Source organism: Chitinophaga sancti, from assembly GCF_034087045.1.
Lineage (GTDB): Bacteria > Bacteroidota > Bacteroidia > Chitinophagales > Chitinophagaceae > Chitinophaga > Chitinophaga sancti_B.
In genome coordinates this window covers 6,537,480-6,558,157 of sequence record NZ_CP139247.1, presented here as the reverse complement: position 1 = coordinate 6,558,157, position 20,678 = coordinate 6,537,480, and the positions used below count along the sequence as shown (strand labels likewise).

Sequence of the window (20,678 nt, the reverse complement as noted above, 5' to 3'; positions counted from 1 at the left end):
GAACAATTTCATATTTCCATATTCAGGAACATATCTTTCTTATCAAAGCAGCATATACTAAAAATGAATTAACTGTATAATTCTTTGTAAATCAAATTAATGGTAATTAGTTGCGGCATATTTCTATAAAAAACGATAACAAAGATATAAATAAAGTTATTTTAAAAATAATTCAATTGTAATTAAGAAAAGGCTGCCCGAACCCATACCCCGCTGCGAAATTGCTGATTTTTATACCCGGTTGTATAGCAGTACAATCTGCCCAGGGAGCCATGCCCTCAATTTTAGATAATTCCTCTGTCGTACCGACCTGTGTTCTTAAATAGAATTTCGGGGTTAATTGTACTCATATTGATTATAAAAACGGCTTGGTGATTTGATAACAAATCCGGCATTTTTTTATCGTCTGATATTATCAATTCGTTTCCTACAGCCCATCTCTGTTACCACAAACAAACTCTACTTTAAATCCGGGAAAGGTATTTGTGCCATTAATACCAACTTAACTATTATTTATGTTTTACCATGTAAAAGACCTTCAGTTTAATGCAAGAGTGTCTCGACCAGATCCTGCATTTGCAACCTTACTCCTTGAACAATTTGGTGGTGCCAACGGTGAACTTGCCGCAGCATTACGATATTTTGGACAGGCCTTTGGCGCCCGAAACCCTTTCCCCGATAAATATGATCTGCTGATGGACATTGCCACAGAAGAGTTTAGTCACCTTGAAATCGTGGGGGCAACTATACAAATGCTATTACAGGGTGTGAATGGCGACCTGAAAAAAGCAGCTGATGAATCCGAGATCATGACTATGCTGAACGGAAAAGAAGCTAAGGAAGCATATATACACCAGGCTTACATAGCACCGCAATTTTTGGTTTCGAGTGGCGGAGGACCTGCATATACGAATAGCCAGGGGGTACCGTGGTCTGCTGCATATATTAACGGTGATTGTAATGGAGATTTGACAGTTGACCTACGTTCTAATATTGGTGCAGAATCACGTGCAAAGATCACTTATGAATACCTGTTACAATTTACTACCGATCCATATGTAAAAGAGACGCTGAATTTCCTGATGACAAGGGAGGTTGCTCACTTCCAACAATTCGAAGCGGCGTTAGATTCAATACAACCAAATTTCCCACCAGGTGTGTTACAGACAGATCCACGTTACAGCAATTTGTACTTTAATATGTCAAATGGTGCATCTGTCAGAGGCCCCTGGAACGAAGGAGAAAGTAGCCAATTTGGCGAAACCTGGCAGTATATTGATGATCCTATCCAGCACATATTACAAACCAATGGACTTACCGGTGTAGAGCCCACAGGTACAGCAAGAACAATTGACGGCGTAAGTGAATTGGACATTGCATTAAGCGCGGAGAGGAGCGAAGAAATTAATATGGCAGTTCCTATCGGGCAACAGGTATGGAGTGAATCAGCCAAAGAAAATGGACTAAATAGTTCTAAAAAGTCTACAAAGAAGCAAAAGCAATAGTTGTCATGCTGAAAAGTATAATTGGGAATGGTGATCGGTTAAATATTATTTATTTTACTGATCCCCTTTGTTGCTGGAGTTGGGTTTTCGAGCCTGTTTGGCAACAATTACGTGATACCCTGGCCCCGGTACTTACTTATCAATATTGTATGGGAGGAATGTTATCTTCCTGGAATGAATATAATGATACAGTAAACGCGGTCACTCGTCCTATACAAATGGGGCCAGTCTGGTTGCATGCAAAATATATATCCGGCACTTACATAAACGATCGCCTTTGGTTCACTGATCCTCCAGCGTCGTCATATCCTGCCTGTGTGGCGGTTAAAAGTGCTGGTATGCAGTCGGCCGCTGCAGGGGAACTGTACCTGTATAAATTAAGAGAAGCTGCACTGGTGAATAGTAAGAACATCGCCAGAAAAGAAGTCTTATTGGAAATTGCCTGCGAAGTACAGAGGGAACTCAAAAGTTCCTTTAACTACGACCTTTTTTTGAAGCAGTTAACATCAGCAGATATTATAAATCAATTCAAAAGTGATTTGGAACTGGTTCGACTACACGGTATATCCCGTTTTCCTTCGCTGCTGATTCGGGTAGAAGGTAAAAAGCAATCTGTAATCGTAACTGGATATCGTCCATACGAAGCGATTATGGCAACAATTGAAGCTCTGGTAACAATGTCAGATGCAGGGGTGCCTATCAAAACAGGCCCTAATTAACCAGGTGTTATTCTTCTCCTCTCATTAGCACCTCGTTCAGACTGAGATCATCCCGATCCAGTTCCTGCTCCAGCTTCCGGATAGATAGATTACTATAGCTACCTTCTTTATAAAGCCTGATCAACAATTCACGACGAAACCTGCTAATTTCTATTTGCGCTGTCAATATTGGGGCCATAGGAATTGACAGCCACGACTGCTTAGCAATATTTCTGTGTTGCCGGCGACTATCGTTCTCAATTTTATTTTGCAGCTGTAAAAGCGTTGCTTCATATTCTGCTTTTACCTGTCGTTTTACTTTGTCATCCAGGTGTATAGGAAATTCATGCTCAATAAAGTGAAGAATATTTTGAACAATAAATAATTTTAGTTCCTGTTCCTCTTTATGAGCCAGTAAAGTTGGCTTTACGCCAAGGATCTTTACCAATAGTGGAAGTGATAAACCTTGAATGACCAATGTAACAAAAATAACCACAAAGGTCAGGAACAGGATCAATGAACGTTGCGGAAATGGTGCTCCGCCTATCAGCGTTATGGGCAATGCCAGGGCAGTTGCCATTGATACAATACCTCTGGTACCCGTCCAGGCAACAATCAATACATTTTTCCAGGTATTTATTTTTTCATCCTGGTTATCCTTTGATGCGGTCGCTTTAATTTTATTAGAGAGTAAATTATGTGAATAGGCTGTAGCAAAGACCCACATGACCCGCACTACGATAACAACAATACTAATTAAAAACCCATAAGCAATTAATATGGGTAATGAATACTTTTCCAGCTCTTTTAAAGCATTCGGCAATTGTTGCCCGATCAGTAAAAAAATAAACCCGTTTAGGATATATACCAATGTGTCCCATACTGATTTTGACCGCATTCTTGTCTGATAGGAAAATATCTCTGGCGAACGCCAGGAAATAAATAGACTGGTACTTACCACTGCAAGTACGCCAGATAAATGTAGTTGTTCTGCCAGAATATAGGAAATGAAAGGGCTTAATAGCGTCAGACTTGTACTGGCAATGGAATTGTGGGTGATCATTTTGTGCAACCATACAAAAATATATCCGGTTATAAACCCACATATTATACCACCACAAACCAATAAGGTAAATTGTAATCCGGCTTGCCAGAATACAAAAGCGCCGGTGTTAATGGCTATCATTGAGAACCGGTAAGCGATGAGTGCACTGGCATCGTTGACCAGGCTTTCGCCTTCAATGATGGTCATTACCCGTTTGTTAATACTTAACCCTTTAGTAATGCCAGTTGCGGCTACAGCATCAGGAGGAGATACAATGGCCCCGAGTGCAAAGGCAAGTGGCCAGCTAAATCCTGGTATACAATAATGCGCTGCAAGCGCTACGGTAGTAGTTGTAAAAAAAACTAACGCTATTGCTAAAGTTGAGATAGAGAGTATTTCTTCCCTGAAATCATGCCAGGAGGTATGGGAAGCTGCATCATAAAGCAAAGGTGGTAAAAATAGTACAAAAACCACTTCCGGATCTAAAATGATCATAGGAAAATGTGGAACTATGCCTAAAATTACACCTGTAATTACTAAAAGTATTGGAAATGGAAATTTTACTTTCTCAGCAAAAGCTGATAAAGCAACGAGAACAGTTAATATAAGAACTACCGCATCAAATTGTTGCATCTTAATGGAAGATAATATATTTCACTGGCATACAACATTCAACATTTAGTTCAATGCTAAGAAGGTCTGAGATAAATGATGAATTTACTTCCCTTACCAGGTGCACTTTCAACTTTCAGATCTCCCTGTGCAGCATGTATAATCTTTCTGGCAAGGTACAACCCTATACCATGTCCTTCTACATGAAGGTTTAACCTGCCATAAATGGTAAATATCTTTTTAATTCCTTCCTGGGTCATACCTATTCCATTATCCTCTACACTCAGCATAACATATTTGCCCTCTTTCCTGCTTTGAATGTGGATCTTCGGTTTCTCCGGACCGGAAAATTTCATTGCATTGGAAATCAGGTTATACAATATACTTCTCAGATTTTTTTGGGAAAATGATATTTCTTTTACTTCAAGTTCTGTAGTGATTACAGCGTGTGTATTTTTGATTTTTTTTTCAAGGCTCCACTCAATATTACTGATCACCTCTTTGATATTTACCTGCTCAATGTCATTCATGTTGTTTTCCAGTCTGGCAACTGTGCCAATACTCCTGACAAGTAAACTGAATTTCTTAACGGAAGAATTGATAATTTTGGTAAACTCCATCAATTCCGAATTGTTATTCTCCAACAGGTTCATCAATGCAATACTTGACTCTATACTACTCAATGGATCGAGTAAATCATGTGAAGCCATATGAATAAAATGGTCAAGATCTGCATTAATACGCAGGAGACTTTCATTTTTTTTATCCAATTCTATCTTTGCCTTTTTCAATGCAGTAATATCATTAAAGGAAATAACCGCTCCTTTACGTGTATTTTCTTCCTGTTTTATGTAAGGCATAATCATCATTTGGAACCAATGCCCATCATTGGTTTCGATTTCTTTGATAATATCCGCGCCATCAGCAAGTACGTGCTTGACATCATCTACAATAGAACTCATTCTGATATTAGTGGAAATGTGGCTGATCGGTCTTCCGATATCAGCATCCTGCAGATTGATCAGTTTTACAGCAGCAGGAGAATATTTCATTAACTCAAGTTGTTCATTCAAAAATATCTGACCATTAATATTACTTCTGAAATAGTTGTTCAAATCGTCATTTATTTCCAGTAACTGTTTATTCTTTAACTGATACTCGGCATTGATGGTATGTAGTTCTTCATTCACGGATTGCATTTCTTCGTTAGTACTTTGCATTTCTTCATTGGATGAAATAAGCTCTTCGTTGAAAGACTGCATATTTTCATTGTAAGCATCAATTCTTTCATAGGCCGCGGAAAGCTTTTCTTTAACTTCTTTCAATTCACTCTCCAGATTTGATACGTATTGAACATTATATTCGCGTTCGTCAAAAACCTGGTAATCTGTATGTATACCCGAAAAGCCCGGATCTTCTCTAAAGATGATTAAAAATGAGGCTGGACTTCCATTCCTGGCCGCCAGTGGGGATATGGTGAGGTTTACTGCAATTTTTTTACCTTTTAAATCGACAGGAATACCCAGGACACCAATTTTCTTACTTGTTACAGACACCTGACTTATTAAGGTATTATATGCCAGTTTCAGCTGTTCAGGCAACAATTCCAACAGGTTTGAATTAAAGTTTTGTTGAAGCAGGTATTTGGCCGTATTACCATACGACTTGACTACCTGGTAGTTTTCATTAATAATTATAGCCAGGTAATCCAGTTCATTAGCAAGTATATCATTTACAATTTCTGCTACATCATTTCCCTTGCTTCTGCCGTCATACTCCCTCATCGGCGCAATTTTAGAGGAGCTTATAGATTCAGGTATTGAAAATGCATCGAAAGTGATCGTTCGTTTTTCACTGATATTTTTATATAATCTCCACTTTTTGTTCACCACTTCCAGGTTATTGATAATAGATGTGGGCGTTTCACTGGAACCTAAAAACAGGTAGCCATTATATTTAAGTCCAAAGAGCAGCATTGAAAATATTTTCTTCTGCAAAAAGGGAGTCATATAGATCAGCAGATTGCGGCAACTGATGAAATGCATATTGCAATAAGGAGGGTTCTTTACCAGGTCATGCTGCGAAAATATTACCATTTGGCGTATACCAGGAGATATCCTGTAGCTCTCACCCTCCTTTGTAAAATACTTCTGCAACCTATCAGTGGACATATCTTTTACACTACTCCAATGATATAAACCTTTACTGGCGTACAACAATGCAGAGCTGTCCAGATCGGTCGCAAAGAGTTTCACCGTCGTGTTTTTATACGGGCCGACCAACTGTTCTTTGATCAGTATAGCCATTGAATATACTTCCTCACCTGTGGCACAACCTGCAATCCACATTTTAAGTTCATCCCCGGGATTAAGATTAGATAGCAAATCGGGCAGAATACTTTTTTCTATGATGTCAAAGGCTTCCGCATCTCTAAAAAAAGAGGTGACGCTGATAAGAAAGTCTTTGGCCAGTGTTTCCACCTCAGCAGGATTTCCCCGCAAAAATTCAAGATAATCTTCAAGCGTGGTAAAATTAGCAGAGGTCGCCCTGCGTTTAGTTCGCCGGAGAAGGGTAGTTAGTTTGTAATCTGAAAAATCAAGAGGCAATTGCTCTTTTATATAATCAATGATAGTGATAATTGTATTTTCATTTTCCTGTTCACCGGCTGCTGTTTCCAACTGTTGCTGTACGTAATCTTCAATTACTGCGGGCATCGCGGAAGGTTCTAATACAAAGTCAACCATTCCGGTTGCTATTGCACTTGATGGCATGCTGGAGAACTTTGATGTAAAAGGTTCCCTGACAATCACCAGGCCTCCTGCTCTCTTGATGGCTATTACCCCCTCTGAACCATCAGATCCCAATCCTGATAGTACAACCGCTATCGCTCTCTTACCATAACTAATGGCGAGGGAATTAAAAAATATATTGATGGTGAGATAAGGTGCCTTTTGCATTTCCTTGCCGGTTAAGTATAACCGGCCATTGCGGACGGTCATAAACTTATCATTGGGAATCAGGTAAACATGATTGGGTAGTATGAGAATTTCATTTTCCGCTTCCTGAACCCGTAACTTGCTATGTCTGGCCAGTAAATCTACCATCCTGCTTTTAAAATGTTCCGATAGATGCTGTACAATCACATATGAAACACAGTCCAATGGTGTATTATCAAAAAAAGTATTAATCTCATCCATACCGCCAGCGGAAGCTCCAATGGCTATAATGTGATGGGGCTCTATCATGATCATTGTAATAATGTTTAACTTGTAACTTGTTGAAAAGCGGGTGCAGAAGGTAAGTCGTGTAGTTTAAGATGGGCTAATATTTTTAATAGCCATTTTTTACGGTCATAGGCCCTTATTGTTGTTCCAGGTGTAATAAATACTGTTGCTGCAAAAAACGCCCTTTTAATAGATTGCTAACTTCTGAGTGTAAAACCAACACCCAGTTCTTATTCAAACTATTATAGAGAGCGTCAAATAGTTAATTATAGTCCGGCTCGATTCAAAAGGGAATTGTAGTTTAATTGATAAGGCAAACGCCAATGTTCAGGATTATTTTCAGACCACAGTTACTACCTCATTTACCAGTGGTAGTATGTGAAGAAAGACTCTTATGAATGAATAATTGCTGCGATGTAAAGTAACGATATGTTGCTTCATATTGCTCTCAAAAGAAAGTTAAGACTTTTCCATGACATATCTTCGAACTTATTGGGGCTATAGTGTTAAGTGGAAGATTCTTTATAATTGACTGCCTCATAATGCAGTAACGTTAAGCCCGGCAGTTCCGGGGATTGCTCACATCACTTTGAATTGTATGTACATTGGAAAACTGCTGTTTGATCAGGTCCAACTTCCTGCCATCCCGGCCCGTAATAATAATACTGGCTACACCCTGTCTGGAAAGCTGCGTAAGAAATTCCAGTCCAATGCCACTTGTTCCACCTGTAATTAAGATCGTGCTGTTTTGTAACTTCATAAGTATAACATTGATTGAAGTCCAAAGGTCCACAGTTATTCAGGAAGGAATGTATCTCAAAATCGCCATCTTGTAGCCAAAAGGTAAGATAAAAGGAATCGCCCGTAATCCGGGCGATTCACTTTAAATCGTTTCATTCCCCTCAATTATCTGCAATATCTTTTCCACACTCGCTGCTGACCTTAGCCCATCCGCCGGTGTATGCACTACATAGTCCAACAACCGATCTATAGAAGAAACCGCCACATGCATCCGCGTATCTGAAGAAGCATAATAAATATAAACAGTACCATCATCATCAGCTACCCATCCATTGCTAAAAAGCACATTGGATACATCGCCTACTCTTTCTTCCCCTTCAGGAGCCATAAAGTAACCCCCGGGTTTATAAATCACCTTAGTGAGGTCTTTCAGATCCGTCATGAACACATACAATACATATCGCAGACCAGCCGCTGTATTACGCACACCATGTGCTAGATGTAACCATCCTTTAGGTGTTTTGATCGGAGCAGGCCCCTGCCCATTCTTTGCTTCATAAACAGTATGATATACTTTAGCGTCGATCACAATTTCCTGGTGAATTACCGCTGGTGTCATACTATCGGACAAACCAAAACCAATACCACCACCAGATCCCGTATTAATAAACCCATCCTGGGGACGTGTATAAAAACCATATTTCCCTTCTACAAATTCAGGGTGTAACACCACGTTCCGCTGTTGCGGAGACGGTGTCACCAAATCTGGCAGCCGTTCCCATGTAAGCATATCTTTAGTACGTACTATGCCACATTGTGCGATAGCCGCTGATTGATCACCTGCATCTGCAGAAGGATCACGACGTTCAGTACAGAACAGCCCATATATCCAGCCATCTTCATGCTGTACCAACCGGATATCATATATGTTAGTATCAGGAACTGCTAATTCCGGTATGAGCGAGGGCCGGTCCCAGAACCGGAAGTTATCTATACCATTGTCACTTTCAGCTACAGCAAAAAATGATTTACGATCGGCACCTTCTACTCTTGCCATCAGCAGGTATTTGCCATTCAGTTTTATAGCACCGGCATTGAATACGCCGTTAATACCAAACCGTTCCATCAGGTATGGATTGGTCTCTTTATTAAGGTCGTATTTCCAGGCAAGTGGTGCATGCGCAGCAGTCAATACAGGATAAAGGTACCTGTCATATACCCCATTGCCTAAAGGTTGCTTTTCATTAGGCCGGCTTATCAATTGGTCATAGGCCGTTTGTAAGGCTTCCAATCTCTTGTCAAAGTTCATATATATAATTTTTCCGGTTACTAGTTAATTTTCGAGTTTATCCCACCAGGTGCGTTTGAGTATAAAACTCACCACTATCAGCACACAAACAGTTAACAGCAGTGGCAGTTTTAACCACAATACAACATACATCGGGAGTATAGTCAGGCAGGATTGAGCGATGATACCCAACACTACATTGAACATATCCAGCTTAAAGCGCCGGTTAGCTACGAATGTAGGGTCATCTTTGATTACTAATTCATGTATCGGTTTCCAGAACCCCCACGGCTTTACGGTACGATAGAATGCTTTTAATGTTTCCGTATCCGTAGGAGGAGTGGCATAGGTGCCAATGATGCAGCCAGCCAGCGAAATGACGAATAAAAGTGGCCAGTTGTACAAAGGCAGTCCTTTGAAAATTAAAGGGAATATCAAAGCTGCGACTATACCACAGATCATTCCCCAGAAAAACCCACCCGCATTAAAGCGCCACCAATACCATTTCAGCATATTAGCAGCTATATATCCACCGTATAATGCGCCTACTATCCATTGCAGGATGCTATTCACATCCTTTGCAAAGAATCCCAGCACAATACTCACCGCTACTGTCAGGATCCCTACGATATAATTCATGGAGATGATCTTTCTGGTAGAGGCATGTGGATTTACATACTTCAGGTATATATCATTCACGATATACGCCTGTGCGGCATTCAGGGTGCCGGAAAACGTTCCCATAAATGCGCCTAACAATCCTGTCAGTACTATCCCCAATATACCCGCCGGCAAAAAAGTATTGATGGCAGAAGGTAATATCCGCTCAAAATCTACTCCTGTTGATGAAGTAATATCCAGTTGATGATAGTACAACAATGACAGTACGGTGAGCCCGATGATGAGAGAATAGCGTACCGGCAATAAAATGATAGATACAAAACCTGTCATTTTAGAAGCATCCTTAGGCGAACGGGATGATAAGACTTTCTGCATATCATAGTTAGGAGCAGGGCCTGCCAGGCTGGCGAAGATCCCTTTGAATATCATCATCATAAAGAAGAGACCAAACAGGCTATACCCATCATCTGCGATCTTTTTATTAGCTTCGGCAATGATATTGGACCAGTCAAGGTCCAGTTTCCAGCCAAAGAGTGGATTTTCCCACCCCCCCGGTACGTTCAGCACCACCCCCGGACGATGCAGGTGCACCATAGCTATCACCGCGATAGCGATACAGCCAATCGTCATGATCACATATTTAATCACATCACTCAACACAATGCTATGCATCCCTCCCAACACGGAGTAAAACATCGCAAAGAGCGTGAAAATAATCCCATAAAAATGAGCCACATAAGCGGGCGGTATAGTAAAGGGAAGATAGGGTTGTACAAGATGCCAGGGTAAAAATATCTCGATGAACTTGCCTAATCCTACAAAGCCATACGCAAGGAACCCCAGGCAGCCTATCAGCGCAAACGCTACCACCACGCTGTGAGAACCTCTTACACCTTTGCCCGTCAGACCAAAGCGGGTGGCCAGCCACTCAGCCCCGGTGTTTGCATTGGAACGGCGTAACCATTTAGCCAGGAACATCATGTTAAATACCTGGTTAAAAACCGGCCATAACCAGGGTATCCAGATACTCTTCATGCCATAAACAAAACAAAGGGAGACCATCCACATCGTGCCACTAATATCGAACATATCAGAGGCATCACTTAAACCTAACATATACCACGGCAATTTCTTGCCTCCCATTAAATAACTTTCTTTGTTTTCCCTTGCTTTCTTTCGTAGAAACCATCCGATCATCACCATTGTGATCAGATAGAGAATGATGATTGAAAGATCGATAAATGTTAATCTCATGCATTACTTGTATAGGGACAGTGCAGCCACATCTTTCTGGAACAGCGTTCTATCCTGGTTATAATAAATTATAAAGTCGTCAGCAGATACCTGTCCTTTGAATGGTACATAGTAATGCATTTTTTTCATCCATTCGTTGTAACCATGGTTACGCCAGAGCAGGGTATAGGCAATGTGATGATCCCCGATAGCATCCGTCAGTGTTTTGGTCCACCATTGTGCATAAGGAACAGCTTCATATCCCGTCTCTGCCAATGCTGGAATTTTGTTCTTTTCTTTCGCGATCGTTTCCAGTAGCGCCAGCTGCGCATTGGTCTGTTTTACAAAATTGTTGCTGGTAGCAGGATCATCCCATTGATAGGTATCAAAACTGACCACATCCACCATATCATCCCCCGGGTATCTTGCAAGGAATTGTTCTCTGCTAAATTCACCGCCGGTATTGTATACGTACAATAAGTTGTGTAATTGTTTTACCTGTTGCAGATAGTAAATGGTGAAACGCCATAGCGTGATGAATTCGTCTGTAGAACAGGCATTTTGTCCCCACCAGAACCAGGTGCCGGTCAGCTCATGATAGGGGCGGAATAAGATAGGGATAGCTTCCCCTTTTTTACCTTTCAGAGAAGCTAAAAAGTCAGCTACATTATCTAACCATTCTTTGTATTTCACATGTTCGGCGCCACCGGGAAGAATAGCCCGTACCGTACCATGCGTTGTATCCCAGGCACCTTTTTCTGCACCTAATGGACTCGTAACATGCCAGCTGATGGTGGAAACACCCCCTCTCTCATATGCTTCCTGTATATACTTACGGATCTTTTTGAAGGGTACCTGGTCGAGGTTGACGTCTTTTCCCGATTCTATACCACCCAGGTCCCAGCCATACAGTGCCGGATAATCTCCGGTCACTTCTTTCACATCACTGGCGCCTGATTTATATCGCCAGTTCACCCCATAGGCCAGGTCATCCTGGTGGCCGAAAAGATATCCTTTTTCCGGCAGTTTTTTCAGGTTCCTGTATAGATTCACTGTTTCCTGCGTAGCCTGTTTATCAGCCGGAAAATCCTGCGCAAATGCATGCGCTGAAAATGCCAGACCAATCATCATACTACAAATATTTTTTAGCATCTTAAAATGATTTTTGCGTAAGCAAGTGGAAGTATTTATCGTGGATTATATACAACTCATATTATGCAAAATTGCTGTTATTTAATACAACCAAACCCTGGCCGCTACAAAAAGGATGTATTCTTACCAGAATACACCCCTTCTGTTATGATACAATTACAGGAAGCCAATATCATCAAGATAGATGGTCTCTGCTGTACCACTGGATTCCTGTATCACCAGTGATGTCAGCGTAGTGGGAGAACCTACCTCTGTTAATAATACGGTATAGTCTGTCCATTTACCAGCTGTCAGCGTCAATGATTTAACATTACTATAATCACTGTTCACCACGATATTTACTGTATTACCATCCGTATCAGCTCCCCCATAAATGGATATCTTCAACGCGGTACAGGAGCTCAGGTCTTTGGCAGAACCGGTGTTAGCGAGAGAAACCCCTCCCCAGCCTGAAGTAAAGGCAGCCTTAATAGAATAGGTACCACGTTTTACAGGAGACGTATTGGCAAAATCATTGTTTACACTCCAGCTCCAGTCAGCCCAGTTGGCAGCCAAAGCATCATCATAAATAATATGTTGGAAACCAAATTTGGTGGCAGAGGATGATGTACCTCCCGGTGTAGTAACATAAATGTATTCCTGCACGATACCATCCGGTACTTTGACAACGATTTGGGTAGAAGTGGAAGAAACAATTTCTGCCGTTACATCGCCAAACTTTACCCCGGTTAAATTATCAAAATAAGTACCTGTGATGGTTACCGCTGTGCCGGCATCTCCCGCAGCAGGGGTAAAACTACTGATCACGGCAGCCGGTTGGGCGACAGTGAAATCATAATCAACACTACCGTGCATAGTTACAACGGTGATCTTGTTGGTAGTTGTACTGGTACTATAAGATACTGTAGTAGGAATGGTGAATATGATCAGCTCATCTGTCACCAATGTTGGATTGAAATAGATACTCACCCCATTGATGTAGATCTTCATCGTCGTTTTCAGGTGCTGCCCTACAATCCCATATTGATTACTGATAGAACCGGAAGTAATTGTAGAATCTGCGGCTACCACTACAGAAGAGGTAGTGGTAACAGACGAATCTAATGTTACCTGTTTAGTAACTGTGACCGTATCTGTCTTGCTAAGTGTTCTGATGCGGGTGATCACAGGTGCAGCTGAATCCTCCTCCTTTTTACAGGATGCGAACACGAAAAGCATTAATAAGGTAAAAACAATAGTATTTTTCATGTTTTTAATCTTTAAAAGTCATAAGCTACTGGCGCTTCTGACAGTAATGGATTAGCCGTGATTTCCACAGCAGGGATCGGGAACAGGAAGTCGTCATTCGTTGGCGTTAAATAACCATTACCATAACGAACTGGAACCGTACTGTTATCTGAAGTGCCTCTGTCCTGCTGTTTGATCAGTAGGATAGCAAGTGGGTGAGCCGTGGCGTTGTAACCATCTATACGCCCCAGGTCATACCAGAAATCGTCTTCAAAAGCAAACTCTCTTCTGCGCTCATCCAGGATATCATCTCTGTATAATGTGGTGGGCGCATTGGGATTAGTAGTAGCATTATAAGCGGCATTAGCAGTGTAATACCCTCTTTTGATCTGGGTCAGACTTGTCAATCCGGACCTGTTACGTACCTTATTTAAGGCTGCCAGCGCAGTAGCGTCTGAAGAAGAGGAAGCACCGGCCATAATAGCCTCAGCGTAGATCAGCAATACATCGGAGTAACGCATCATGTAAGTATTATTGGGCATGGCCTGTGAACCACCTACACCACCATTATCACTTGCATTCCCTACTACATATTTTTTTGTACCGGTGTGTGTACCACCAGGATTACAATCTGAACCTACGGTAAATCCACCATCGGAAGAATGTATTTCACTATAGGTATCACCTGGCACCATTACGGTAGCATGTTTACGTGCATCTCCGGCATCATACATATCCAGCAGGTCGAAGGTAGGGGAGAGCACGCCCCATCCATCGCCAAAACCGGAGATCGTAGTCGTGTAGGCCAACAATGACTGTGCAGGGTTCGCTTGTCCATAGGTAGCATTCGTAGCCCATTGCAGTTGAATCACAGATTCTTCATTGTTGTTATTCGCAGTTTTGAACAGGTCGTTGAAGGTAACGCCGGCTACATCCGCACCATACAACCTGAATTCACCGCTACTGATTACTTTTTCTGCCTTGGCACGGGCGTTGGTATAATCCTGCATGTACAGGTATACCTTGGCCATCAGTGCACTGGCGGAGCCGCTGGATACCCTTCCCTGTGAAGAATAGGAAGAACCTCTCGTCATCGTATAACAGTTCTTTTCTGCAAATTCAAGATCTATCAGTATGAATTTGTATACATCTGTTACCAGGTTGCGATGCACCTTGTAGTTACTGATATATTCTGTATAATCTTCTATAATAGGTACTGCACCGAAGATGCGCACCAGGTGAAAGTACGCCAGTGCCCTCATCAGGTGGGCTTCGCCCAGCGCATTGTTCAGCACATCTGTACTTACTGAAGAAGACGCCTTTTCATTCAGGTTTTTGATCACAGCATTACACTGTGCCACTACTGTAAAAAGGGAGTTCCAGGCGTTTACTACTTCTGCATTCACATTAGTCGCCGTCCAATCCTGAAAGTTGATCACATCAGAGGAATAGGAACGTGCATTGCCTGAAGATAATTCAGAAATACCCAATCCTGCTTTTCCCACCCATCCAAACCAGGGCACACTATATAATGCATTTGTACTGGCGGTGACCTGGGCGTCTGTTTTGTAGTAGGCATCTACGGTTACACCATCCTGGGGTGTACCATTGAAAAAATCTTTACTGCAACTCGTCAACAAAAGTACAGTTAGCAGTGATATGATTGTTTTCATCTTAACTGGTTTAATAGATTAAAACTCTGCATTGACACCAAAAGTGATCGTGCGGGCAGCCGGATACCGGCCAAGGTCTACGTTGCGGAGGAATACACTTTGGTTGTTCTGACCTACTTCAGGATCCAGACCTGAGTAGTTCGTGAAAGTGTATAGGTTTTGTCCGCTTACATAGAATTTAGCCTTGCTGAATCTGGCTTTTTTCACCCACTCTGAAGGCAAAGTATATCCAAGCATTACATTCTGTATCTTCAGGTAAGAAGCACTTTCAAGAAAGCGGTCAGAGTTGTATAAGTTTGGATTATCCCCGATCCTTGGTGCTGGAATATCTGAATTTGGATTTTCTTCGGACCAGAAATTAGCCGTATAAGCCATTTGGTTCTGATACAGAGAAGATAAACCCGCTGTTGAATATTTCAGCGCATTCAGAATTTTACCACCATAAGAACCATTCAGGAAGATAGACAGGTCAAATCCTTTATAAGAGAAGGTGTTGGTAATACCATAAGTGAAGGTAGGATTAGGGCTACCCAATATAGTTTGATCACTTGAGTTAATCACACCATCACCATTTACATCTACGTATTGAATATCCCCTAACCAGGTGCCACCGCTTGCGTTTTCAACATTTCTGCCAAACTGTAACGGTGCATTTTTCAACTGCTCGGCAGTTTTGAAGATACCTTTTGTTTTATATCCGTAAAATGCACCTACTTCTCCACCTTCGATGGTACGGGTAGCAGGTAAGCTCAGGTAACTGACTGTAATGCTCTTGTCAATATAAGGTGTACCGGACGCCAGAGATTCGACCCTGTTTTTGAAGTGAGAGAAGGTAACAGTGGTATTCCAGGTAAAGTTTTTCTTATTAAAATTATGGGTCGTGATGGTAAAGTCAAAACCCCTGTTGCTGATTTTACCACCATTGATGTAAGGAGCTCCTACCACAGCACCACTGGAATATTCAGCAGTACCGCCTAACACATATCCGGGCAAAGCCTGTTGGAAGATGAAGTTCTTGGATGTTTTGTAGAAGTAGTCAAAAATCACATCCACCCGGCCTCTAAGCAGGCTAAAGTCGATACCTGCATCTGTTTGTTGTGCAGCTTCCCATGTCAGTTTTACGTTTTCTACTTTATCTACCAGGAACCCGGTGCCCAGACCAGTGCTCACGGTGGCAAGTGCAGCGCCATATTTGTAGTTGGCTACATTCTGGTTACCGACTTCACCGTATCCTACACGGATTTTGATGTTATCAGCCACCTCTTTTACTTTAGTCATGAAAGGTTCTTCAGAAATTCTCCATGATGCAGCGAAAGAAGGGAAATACCCTGTCTGGTGGCCATCTGCAAATTTGGAGGACCTGTCAGAACGAACTGTTGCCGTCAGGCTATACTTGTTGTCATAAGTATAGATACCACGCGCAAAGAAAGACTCCATAGTTTGCTGCCCCTTATATTCACCTACAGTAGCGGTAGAGGCAGTACCATTCCCGAGGGTCTGGTTGTTGTCATCATCACCGGCTACAAAACCTTTGATGCTGGCAGTCACACCACCCCAGGTAGACTTCGTTACTTCATGGCCTAACATAGCAGTCACGCTATGTTTTGTGCCGAATTGATGTGCATAGGTCAGGTATTCTTTCCAGCCCCAATATTGAGAATTAGCCATGTATTCAGTCAGCTGTGCTGTCTCATTTGTATAGGCACCCCATTTATAGGTGGGTAAGTATACTTTCGCATTTGACCAGTTGAAGTCTCCATTTAATTCTGATCTCAGTGTCAGATCTTTATAGAGTTTCATGTCGGCGTAAAGCGTAGCATTGATATTATAACGGACAAGGTTGTTGGTGATACTCATGGCCTGCGCTACAGGGTTGATCGTTCCTTCTGTGGTACTGGAAGGACCAGCATAGGAACCATCCGCATTATACACAGGCTGATCAGGAGCATTGAGCAATGCGTTATAAATAATACCGGTATTATCGCCCAGGGTAGCGTGTTGTTCACTACGGCTGGCATTCATGGCAGTACCGGCTTTAAACCACGGTTTAACCTGGCTGTTCACATTTGTTCTGAAAGTATAGCGGTTAAAGTCATTTCCGATAATAGTACCTTCCTGGTTCAGGTAGCCCCCGGAGATATAATAGTCAGTACCATCTTTCGCACCGGATACAGATAACTGGTGACTTTGCATAGGAGCAGATCTGAAGATCGCATCCTGCCAGTTAGTGCCTTCACCCAGTAAGTCAGGGTTGGCAAATTCTCCTCTCCGTGTAGTACCTGCCAGATCCGCCAGTACATTCTGGAATTTGGCATATTGTCTCAGGTTCATCATATCCAGGAATTTTCCCTGTTCCTGCACACCATAGAATCCATCATATGCAACTCTGGCGGTACCTGCTTTACCTCTCTTGGTCGTAACGATGATCACACCATTAGAAGCTCTTGCACCATAAATAGCGGTGGCAGAAGCATCTTTCAGCACATCGATAGACTCGATATCGCTGGGGTTGATCATGGCCAGCGGGCTTACCGCTCTGCCACTGGCAGCATCGTTGCCTGCACTGCTTAACTGTACGGTACGGCCACTGGTGCTTGAGTTGGTAGCATCACCAGAGATAGGTACGCCATCGATCACATACAGCGGCTCATTCGATAAGCTTAAAGAAGTGATACCCCTGATGTTCACAGAAGTTTCACTTCCGGGAGCACCACTGTTTTGTGTGATGGTGACACCAGAAATTTTGCCTTGTAAGATCTGGTCCATACTTACCTGTGGAATGTTCGCGATCTGGTCGCTTTTAATAGAGCTGATGGCACCATTCACATCAGATTTTTTCTGTGTACCATAACCGATTACAACCACATCGTTCAGTGTAGTACTGGTGTATTCCAATACTACATTCAGTGTAGTTTTGTTACCGATATTAATTTCCTGGGGCTTCATTCCGACGAATGAAACCAGCAGGGTTTTTTCCTGCTCTGGTACAGAGATGGTGAACTGACCGTTGCCGTCAGTCATCGTGGAAATTTTGGTGTTGTTTTTCACAACGATCGTCGCTCCAGGCAACTTTAATCCTTTATTGTCTGAAATAGTCCCCTTAATGACCCGTGGATTGTTTTGAGCCCGGAGGATGCCTGGATTTGAAATCATTAATGCAATCAACACTACAAATAGTAAGACTTTTTGCATAGTTTGATTATATTAACATGTATTGTGTACATGTTTGATGTAGAAAAATGTATCTAATCTTTTTTGACTCACAGATAAAATGTCCCCATCGCTGTATCAGGTGATACAGTCAATTAGTTGTAATAATGAGATGTCAGTTTTGATTAACTAGCCTTCTTTTTCATGTTTTGTGGAAAATGTTGTGATAGGGAGATTCTAAATTTTAGTTTCATATAGTGGAATATTTATGTTAACAAATCTATAACTTCTTAATCAAATCATGATAATACTTGTTTATCTAAAAAAAATACTTTTTTAGCCAGCATGTTCTAATGGTATTCCTCTTTGTTTTCGTATTTTAACCCTCTTTCTCCTTAGCTAATATGATTTTATCGGGATATATCCGGGTGGTATAGTTAATATTTATTATAGCATTCAATAGTAGTACTTTTTTAGCTTTAAATGATATCCCCTATTTCATCTGAAAATCGGTAAGTTGCCTTAAATTATCATTTATGAATGGTAAAGAATTTGTAAATCGGCTCACAAAACTGTCTTATTCCTCTTAAACAGCGGCTACGGATCTGGAGGAAACAAAATTTCTATCTGGTAAGTAAGCCGCTATCTAACAAAAAAAGAGGAAGCATACTTCCTCTTTTTTGTTAAGTTTCAATAATATACCTTCAACGTCGACCGCCTGTTTTTCCTATGCTCTTCCTCCCCACAAGGCACCCCATCCCCACACGGATTTACCAACTCCTGCTCCCCAAGATTTTCATAATAAAGATTCTTTGGCGATACCCCGCTTTTAATCAGGTAATCAATTACAGCATAACATCTCAATGCTGACAGATCCATATTATAATCATTGCTCCCCCTACTATCCGTATATGACCGTACCATCAATTTCCATTGCGGATAATTCTTAAGCACATTCGCTACCCTGTCCAGTATTTCTCTTGAACTAGTCAGCAGGATGGCACTGTTATAATCATAATAAAAATACATGTGCTCAAGTTTATCAATAACAGCACTATCTTCCCCACTAAGCGTTTTGCGAGGAGATGAAGGAGTCTCCACTTTTGCTGCCTCCGGAACAATCCCCTCCGGAACAGTCCCCTCTGCCACCACCATCTTCGGCACCCCCACCTCCGGCTTATTCTCCAGTTTCTCCGTCACATGCGTATCCATAAAATGATAAACATCATCCCCACCACTTCCGCCGTTCCTGTTCGATGCAAAATAACCTTCATAGTAATTGTCCTTCATAATAAACCCCAGATCATCACCACCCGAATTAAAAGGCATTTTCAGGTTCACAGGTTCACTCCATTCAGTACCACTACCCACCGCACGAAAAATATCAAAACCACCAATCCCAATATGCCCTTTACTTGAAAAATAAAGCACCCCAGGTTCATTGACAGTAGGAAAAGTTTCTTCTGATGATGTATTTATAACATTCCCACAGTTCCTTGGCATCCCCCAGGTTCCATTTGCCTTTCGCTCACTATACCATATATCTGTCTTCCCCATTCCACCTGGTCTGTCAGAAACAAGGTAAAGTACCTGCCCACTGATCACAACATTCCCCGTATAACTGCCCGGTGCATTTAACTCAGTAATAGGTGCAAGTTCAGACCATGTATCACCTTTCTTAAAAGCCCAGAACAGCGACATTAAACGCTGCCCGTTGATCGGCCCCTTTTTCGTTTTGTGAAACACATCTGCATTTAAAGTCACATAAACTGTATCCTCCCTGTTATTAAAACATACCGGACCTACATGATATGGCAATTTCCCCAGCAGTTTTGGCAGCACCTCTTCCAGGTAAGTATTAGCATTACTCCCTTTCTGATATTGTTTAAATACATATGGTTTGAAATATGGCTGATCTACCCGGGGATCAATCTCAGGATGACGCTCTGACCCCGTAGTCAGCAACATCTTCCGGTATCCGTTTGAAACCAGCAGTAATCCATCTTTTACCACACCACTGATCCAATCAGCACCAGGCGTGCTCAGTTCCTTAATATTCTCTAATGCCATGGAGCGCGAATCGCTTTTCCAAAGCACCCCACTATCACAACCTGCCAATAGTCTGTTCTTCCATTGCATACTATCTGTATTTGATGTAGTATACAATGCAATGTATTTTTTAGCTGAATCATAATGTTCCATATTCATCTGTGTCTCCCCATAGAATACATTTACTGCCGAAGGACAACCGGGATGCTGCAACATCCTGAAATACCAATAACCCGCTTCTTCAAACCTCGCCATTGCCACATAACAATTTGCTGTTTTGTCCAGTAAGGCCAATGGAGCCTTTTTCCCTTTCCTGTCGGCTAACTGGCCATACAATTTGGCCGCATCTGCATATTCCTGTCTTGCAAATGCTTCGTCCCCCAGTTCTATCAGACTTTTATCTTCCTGCCCGTAACTGAATAAAGGGATCAACAGCAATACTATAAGTTTACGCAACATC

The 20,678-nt window shown here is 41.8% G+C and carries 12 protein-coding genes; 2 read left to right on the top strand and 10 right to left on the bottom strand.

Annotated elements, in window-relative coordinates; translation table 11 throughout:
- Positions 1-515: 515 nt before the first annotated feature.
- Complete coding sequence (locus SIO70_RS26275) at positions 516-1,505, top strand: manganese catalase family protein (RefSeq protein WP_320575811.1); 990 nt, start codon at positions 516-518, stop codon at positions 1,503-1,505.
- 5 nt (positions 1,506-1,510) lie between these two features.
- A complete protein-coding gene (locus tag SIO70_RS26270) occupies positions 1,511-2,224 on the top strand; it encodes a DsbA family protein (RefSeq protein WP_320575809.1) in 714 nt (237 codons plus the stop codon).
- Positions 2,225-2,231: 7 nt separating this feature from the next.
- On the opposite strand, the gene SIO70_RS26265 is transcribed toward SIO70_RS26270, so the two are convergent.
- From SIO70_RS26265 to SIO70_RS26220, 10 genes are all read right to left on the bottom strand, one after another.
- Positions 2,232-3,881 carry a Na+/H+ antiporter gene (locus tag SIO70_RS26265; protein ID WP_320575807.1) on the bottom strand — a complete coding sequence of 550 codons (1,650 nt, stop codon included), beginning with the start codon at positions 3,879-3,881 and terminating at the stop codon, positions 2,232-2,234.
- Between the two features lie 56 nt (positions 3,882-3,937).
- On the bottom strand, positions 3,938-7,111 hold the full coding sequence (locus SIO70_RS26260) for a chemotaxis protein CheB (protein ID WP_320575805.1): 3,174 nt from the start codon (positions 7,109-7,111) through the stop codon (positions 3,938-3,940).
- A gap of 526 nt (positions 7,112-7,637) precedes the next feature.
- On the bottom strand, positions 7,638-7,844 hold the full coding sequence (locus tag SIO70_RS26255; protein WP_320575804.1) for an SDR family NAD(P)-dependent oxidoreductase: 207 nt from the start codon (positions 7,842-7,844) through the stop codon (positions 7,638-7,640).
- A 123-nt stretch (positions 7,845-7,967) separates the two neighbouring features.
- Positions 7,968-9,134: a glycosidase gene (locus SIO70_RS26250; protein WP_320575802.1), complete on the bottom strand. Its 1,167-nt coding sequence runs from the start codon at positions 9,132-9,134 to the stop codon at positions 7,968-7,970.
- A gap of 24 nt (positions 9,135-9,158) precedes the next feature.
- Positions 9,159-10,988, bottom strand: coding sequence for a sodium:solute symporter family protein (locus tag SIO70_RS26245; RefSeq protein ID WP_320575800.1), 1,830 nt, complete (start codon positions 10,986-10,988; stop codon positions 9,159-9,161).
- 3 nt (positions 10,989-10,991) lie between these two features.
- Positions 10,992-12,119 (bottom strand): glycoside hydrolase family 26 protein, encoded by a 1,128-nt coding sequence (locus SIO70_RS26240; RefSeq protein WP_320575798.1) that lies wholly within the window; start codon positions 12,117-12,119, stop codon positions 10,992-10,994.
- Between the two features lie 156 nt (positions 12,120-12,275).
- Positions 12,276-13,367, bottom strand: a complete 1,092-nt coding sequence (locus SIO70_RS26235; protein WP_320575796.1) for an IPT/TIG domain-containing protein — start codon at positions 13,365-13,367, stop codon at positions 12,276-12,278.
- An 11-nt stretch (positions 13,368-13,378) separates the two neighbouring features.
- Entirely contained in the window at positions 13,379-15,019 is a 1,641-nt protein-coding gene (locus tag SIO70_RS26230; RefSeq protein ID WP_320575795.1) for a RagB/SusD family nutrient uptake outer membrane protein, read from the bottom strand.
- An 18-nt stretch (positions 15,020-15,037) separates the two neighbouring features.
- Positions 15,038-18,211, bottom strand: coding sequence for a TonB-dependent receptor (locus SIO70_RS26225; RefSeq protein WP_320575793.1), 3,174 nt, complete (start codon positions 18,209-18,211; stop codon positions 15,038-15,040).
- Positions 18,212-18,859: 648 nt separating this feature from the next.
- A complete protein-coding gene (locus SIO70_RS26220; protein WP_320575791.1) occupies positions 18,860-20,677 on the bottom strand; it encodes an OmpA family protein in 1,818 nt (605 codons plus the stop codon).
- Position 20,678: the final 1 nt, after the last annotated feature.

Coding starts and splice junctions, on each gene's coding strand:
- SIO70_RS26225 (WP_320575793.1), bottom strand. CDS start 18,211: ATGCAAAAAGTCTTACTATTTGTAGTGTTGATTGCATTAATGATTTCA.
- SIO70_RS26275 (WP_320575811.1), top strand. CDS start 516: ATGTTTTACCATGTAAAAGACCTTCAGTTTAATGCAAGAGTGTCTCGA.
- SIO70_RS26240 (WP_320575798.1), bottom strand. CDS start 12,119: ATGCTAAAAAATATTTGTAGTATGATGATTGGTCTGGCATTTTCAGCG.
- SIO70_RS26235 (WP_320575796.1), bottom strand. CDS start 13,367: ATGAAAAATACTATTGTTTTTACCTTATTAATGCTTTTCGTGTTCGCA.
- SIO70_RS26245 (WP_320575800.1), bottom strand. CDS start 10,988: ATGAGATTAACATTTATCGATCTTTCAATCATCATTCTCTATCTGATC.
- SIO70_RS26230 (WP_320575795.1), bottom strand. CDS start 15,019: ATGAAAACAATCATATCACTGCTAACTGTACTTTTGTTGACGAGTTGC.
- SIO70_RS26265 (WP_320575807.1), bottom strand. CDS start 3,881: ATGCAACAATTTGATGCGGTAGTTCTTATATTAACTGTTCTCGTTGCT.
- SIO70_RS26250 (WP_320575802.1), bottom strand. CDS start 9,134: ATGAACTTTGACAAGAGATTGGAAGCCTTACAAACGGCCTATGACCAA.
- SIO70_RS26260 (WP_320575805.1), bottom strand. CDS start 7,111: ATGATCATGATAGAGCCCCATCACATTATAGCCATTGGAGCTTCCGCT.
- SIO70_RS26270 (WP_320575809.1), top strand. CDS start 1,511: ATGCTGAAAAGTATAATTGGGAATGGTGATCGGTTAAATATTATTTAT.
- SIO70_RS26255 (WP_320575804.1), bottom strand. CDS start 7,844: ATGAAGTTACAAAACAGCACGATCTTAATTACAGGTGGAACAAGTGGC.
- SIO70_RS26220 (WP_320575791.1), bottom strand. CDS start 20,677: ATGTTGCGTAAACTTATAGTATTGCTGTTGATCCCTTTATTCAGTTAC.